7 protein-coding genes are annotated in these 4,776 nt (G+C 71.2%); 3 read left to right on the top strand and 4 right to left on the bottom strand.

The genetic code is table 11. The features are described 5' to 3' along the window. From E6J59_06185 to E6J59_06170, 4 genes are all read right to left on the bottom strand, one after another. Positions 1–365: hypothetical protein (locus tag E6J59_06185; protein TMB21297.1), on the bottom strand; the 365-nt coding region annotated here is incomplete at its 3' end. Between the two features lie 151 nt (positions 366–516). After that, a complete protein-coding gene (locus E6J59_06180; GenBank protein ID TMB21296.1) occupies positions 517–1,521 on the bottom strand; it encodes a hypothetical protein in 1,005 nt (334 codons plus the stop codon). 118 nt (positions 1,522–1,639) lie between these two features. Next, positions 1,640–2,029, bottom strand: a complete 390-nt coding sequence (locus E6J59_06175) for a nuclear transport factor 2 family protein (protein ID TMB21295.1) — start codon at positions 2,027–2,029, stop codon at positions 1,640–1,642. 96 nt (positions 2,030–2,125) lie between these two features. After that, complete coding sequence (locus E6J59_06170; GenBank protein TMB21294.1) at positions 2,126–2,659, bottom strand: hypothetical protein; 534 nt, start codon at positions 2,657–2,659, stop codon at positions 2,126–2,128. Between the two features lie 131 nt (positions 2,660–2,790). Here E6J59_06170 and E6J59_06165 point away from each other — a divergent pair, with 131 nt between their 5' ends. The 3 genes from E6J59_06165 to msrA form a co-directional block, all read left to right on the top strand. Next, positions 2,791–3,270 (top strand): hypothetical protein, encoded by a 480-nt coding sequence (locus E6J59_06165; protein TMB21298.1) that lies wholly within the window; start codon positions 2,791–2,793, stop codon positions 3,268–3,270. Positions 3,271–3,337: 67 nt separating this feature from the next. Next, the gene (locus E6J59_06160; protein ID TMB21293.1) at positions 3,338–3,832 is read left to right on the top strand and encodes a peroxiredoxin; all 495 of its coding nucleotides are present in this window, start codon (positions 3,338–3,340) and stop codon (positions 3,830–3,832) included. A 36-nt stretch (positions 3,833–3,868) separates the two neighbouring features. Further along, a partial coding sequence (gene msrA / locus E6J59_06155) for a peptide-methionine (S)-S-oxide reductase MsrA (protein TMB21292.1) occupies positions 3,869–4,776 on the top strand: 908 nt, incomplete at its 3' end.

Below are 4,776 nucleotides of genomic sequence, written 5' to 3'. Positions count from 1 at the left end.
TGATGGTCTCGCGCGCAGCTTCGGCAGCGTGACGGAAATCGAGGAGGTTCATGACGCCGCCATAGTGCCGGGCTATCAGTTCGAGGAATCCGGGCTGGAGCGGTGCACCATCTTGGCCCCAGAGCGAGTTTGCCACGGCCATCTCGTACTAGCTCACGCGGGTGACGCTTGCCGTGAAACAGGATGTAGCGACGGATCCAGCCGATGTAGGCCTTCTCCGTCCGGCGACTGTAGTGCCTCGCTCGAAGCGCATTGCGGACGACGTCGATCAGCTTCGGCGCGCGAGGCGCCTCGCCGGCATGCTCGCGTGCGAGGCAGCCCCCCTCGACCGGTCCACTGGCTGCGATATGCGCCGCGCACGACATGCGGACGGACTATAGGTGAGCCCGCTTGGGACGAGCAAGAACGGATCCAGGCTGGCGTGGGGATCGCCGCGGTCCTCCGAGCGCCCGGCTGGCCTCGAGGCGGTCCTCCTCGTCATTCCGGGGACTGTCCCGAAAGCGGCCCGCGATACCCTCACGCTGCGATCGCCGGCGGGAACTTCACGTACTCGTCGATCAACATGAGCGCGAGCGACGTCTGATCGGGACGTTCGCGCTCGAGGCGGCCGCGCGCACGGAGGTCCTCGACCAGGCGATCAACGATGCGCTCGAGCACCAGGTCTTCCCGGTGCTCGCGCCATGCGCGCCGCTCCTCCGCGTCGGTGAAGCAGTACGCCTTCCACGAGATCGAGAAGCGGATCTCATCCCAGGGGTAGCGCGCGACGACCGCATCGCCGTCGTGCACGAGCCAGCGGCCGTGGTCCCAGCGGAGCCGCATGCCTGGCCGCAGCGCGGGCAGGGGCGAGTCCGACTCGACCGGGTCGACACCGTGGAACACCGAGTCCGTGTCGAGGATGATGCCGGTGTTGGTGCGCGCCGGGATCGTCGCGGCCGGACCGTCCCCACCCTGCGGGTAGAAGGCGAACTCGCCCCCGTGGCAGTCGTTGAACCAGCCGACGGCGGTCGCGATCGGCATGCGATACTCGTCGAAGAGCCCCGAGTGGTGCATGACGACCATGAGCCACTGCGGGTAGAGCTTCCGGTTCGCGCCGCGGAACTCCGGCACGTCGGTGTGCACGGCGAGCTCCTGCCCCGGGACGAGGAGGTTCGCGTACACGATCGCCGGCTCGATGACCGGCCGGCCGTGGATCGCGCGCGCCGCCTCGACGAAGCCCTCGTAGCGCAGGAAGGGCTCGATGCCGTCGATGCGCACCTCGTCGCCGTAGGCGTAGCTCTCGCGGAAGTAGTTCGTGCGTGCGCCGAGCGACGCGATCGAGTCGTGCCGGCCGAACCGCCCGCCGGTCTTGAGGAAGTTCATCACCGCGTCGTGGCGCTGGAAGAGGCCCTGGCCGATCTCGGCCTCGGACGCCTCCTGCGAGTACATGCCGTAGGCGCCGAAGCGCTCGCAGAGCCGGAGCATCCGCTCCGCCTGCGCGCGCGGCAGCAGCGGATCGAAGACGCGGTAGGTGGCCGTCGCCATGGTGCCTGCCGGACGGCCGGAGGGTATCCCCATCGGCGAGCCTGGCCAACCCCGGGGTGCGCGGGGCGACGGCATCGACGCGCGCGCCATCGCCCGGCGGGCAGTCGAACGAGAACCCCTAGATCGACCGGAAGCGGGCGGCGACCTCTTCGGCGCTCCAATAGACGACGTTGCGCGTGACGAGGCCGCCGGCGGTCTCGAAGGTCTCGACGGTCAGGCCGGGGCGGGCGGCGAAGACGTTGTGCTTGCGGTGGAGCACCATCACGCCCGATGGGCGCTCGATCACTTCCTCGAGCTCGAAGCGGAGCTTCGGGAAGCGGGCGAGCGCGCGCTCGCAGAGCTCACGGATGGCGCCGCGGCCGCGGAGCGTGCCGTCCCCGTCGGGGTCGCCGAGCAGCACGGTCGGGCTCTGGAAGACGGCGTCCTCGGCGTAGTGGGCGAGCACGCGGTCCAGGTCGCGGCCGTTCCAGCCCTCGAGCCAGTCCCGCACCAGGCGTTCGTGTGACATGCCGGCGTCGTAGCATGCGCGCGACGCGACGGCACGGGCGGCGTCTTCACGGACGTCGAGCGCGCACCGAGCGCCGGGATGGCGGCATGTCGGTGGTCACCACCGGCGGCGCAGCACGTCCTCGAGCAGCGGCCGGAAAGCCGCCGCTTCGGGGGTCTCGGGGCGCGCCGGCACGGCGCGCAGGAAGGCCACGTACTCCGCGGGCAGCCCGTGCTCCTCGGCCCCTGCAACCAGGCGCGCCATGTAGCGCTCCGAGGGCCCGAGCGTCGGGTCGCGCCGGTCGGAGGACAGCGCGAGGGCGTTCACCTCGAGCGCGGGCTCGGCGAGCGACGACGCCCGGACCGTGACGCTGCGGTAGTTCCCGATGCGCACGCCCTCGGTCAGCTCCAGGTGCTCCCAGTCGGCCCGCGTGATCTCGTAGAGGACGCCCAGCACCGCGGCGTGCGGGTCGGGCACGATGTTGGCGAACGCCTCGCCCACCGGCAGGAGGGGCGGCTTGTCGAGGACGAGCCGCCAGCCGGCCGCGCGCGCGCGCAGCGCGCGGGAGGGCTCCACGCCGCGCCGGCCGCGCAGGGTCGCCGCCTCCATGTTGGAGCCGTACGCGAAGTACCAGACGCGCCCGTCACTCACCGGAAGAGCTTCGCTTTGACGAAGGCGCACTCGGGGTCGTCGAAGCACTCGAGCTTCTTGCCGCCGTGCTTGTCCTTGAGAACCCGTCCCGCCTCGAGCGCATCTGCCGCGCGCAGCTCGGCGTCGCGCGCATGGCGCGTGGCGAGAACGTCGGCCGGGGACGGCGTATCCCGAGCGAACCTCGCGGCGCGGTTGGCGGCGCGGCAGAGGCCCCGGAGGAAGTCGCACTCGGCCTTCTCGCCTTCCAGGCGCGCGGCGACGCTCGCGGTGTCCGCCCCCGCCGGCGCCGCGAGCGCGAGCCCCAGGGCAAGAGCGGCGAGCCCACGGTGCGCCATCGCCGTCGGATCATCGCATCGGCGACGAGCAGAGAAAAGACGATCACCGCCATCCTCGACGCGCTCGGGCTCCCGGGCCGCGCGCTGGTCGACGCCGCCGGGGCGCCCGAGGCGAAGGCTCGCCTGCGCGCCGAGACGGAGCGGGCGATCGCCCTCGGCGTCTTCGGCGCGCCCACGGCCGTGGTCGGCGACGAGCTCTTCTGGGGCAACGACCGGCTCGAGGACGCGGTCGCGTGGGCGGTCACGGCCGCCAGTCGTGCCGGCGATCGGCGTTGATCGGCCCGATCGGCGTCCTCGCGGACGCGAGTTGGCCGGAGCCGGCGATGATGGTATCCCGCCCGCCATGGGCCTCCTCGACCTGCTCGGCGGCGGCGCCCCCGGCATCGGCGTTGGCCAGCCGGCGCCCGACTTCGCGCTCCTGGACCGGGGCGGCCGCACGGTGCGCCTCGGCGACTACCGCGGCAGGAAGGCGGTCGTTCTCTACTTCTACCCGAAGGACGACACGCCGGGCTGCACGAAGGAGGCGTGCTCCTTCCGCGACCAGTACCAGGACTTCCAGGACGCCGGCGCCGAGGTGATCGGGGTCAGCTCCGACGCCGAGGCGTCGCACGAGAAGTTCGCCGCCAAGTACCGGCTGCCGTTCGTCCTGCTCGCCGACAAAGGCGGCGCGGTGCGCAGGCAGTACGGCGTGCCGGCGACGCTCGGCCTCCTCCCGGGGCGTGTGACCTTCGTGATCGACAAACAGGGGATCGTGCGCCACGTGTTCAACTCGCAGTTCCAGGCGACCAGGCACGTGGAGGAGGCGATCGCGGCGCTACGCACGATGGCCGGGGCGTAGAAACCGGCGCGGGGCGCGCGGCATCCAAGCGGGACGATGAAGGCGAGACGCGGCGCCCCGAGCCTGCTCCTCGTGGGCGCGCTGGCCGCGCTCGGCTGGGCGGCGGCGGCCGCGGACGCGGAGGAGCGCGCCACGGCGACCTTCGCCGGCGGGTGCTTCTGGTGCATGCAGCCCCCCTTCGAGAAGCTGGAGGGCGTCCTCTCGACCACCGTCGGCTACACCGGCGGCCACACCCGGAACCCCACCTACGAGGAGGTGTCGGCGGGCGGCACCGGACACGCCGAATCGGTCGAGATCGTCTACGACCCGGGCAAGATCGGCTACGCGAAGCTGCTCGACGTCTTCTGGCACAACGTCGACCCGCTCACGCCGGAGGCGCAGTTCTGCGACCACGGCCACCAGTATCGAACCGCGATCTTCTACCACGACGACACGCAGCGCCGCCTCGCGGAGGAGTCGAAGCAGCGTCTCGCCCAGCGCTTCGGCCGCCCGATCGCGACCGAGATCGTGGCGGCGACCACGTTCTACCCGGCCGAGGAGTACCATCAACGTTACCACGAGAAGAATCCCGTGCGCTACAAGTTCTATCGCTGGAACTGCGGCCGCGACGCGCGCCTGAAGGAGCTCTGGGGCGACGCGGCGCCGGCGGCGGAGGCGGAGACCATGCCGCGGAAAGGATGGAATGCCGTGACCTTCAAGAAGCCCGACGATGCGACGCTCGCGAAGTCGCTCACCTCGATGCAGTACAAGGTGACGCAGCACGAGGGTACCGAGCCGCCCTTTCAGAACGAGTACTGGGACAACCACCGGCCCGGCATCTACGTCGACGTCGTCTCGGGCGAGCCGGTCTTCAGCTCGCTCGACAAGTACGAGTCCGGGACGGGCTGGCCGAGCTTCACGAGACCGCTCGAGCTCGGGAACATTCGCGAGCGGGAGGACCGCCG

The organism is Deltaproteobacteria bacterium, from assembly GCA_005879795.1.
In the GTDB taxonomy this organism is placed as follows: Bacteria; Desulfobacterota; Binatia; order DP-6; family DP-6; genus DP-6.
The sequence above is the reverse complement of the archived record's forward strand: the minus strand, read 5'-3'. Positions and strand labels throughout refer to the sequence as shown.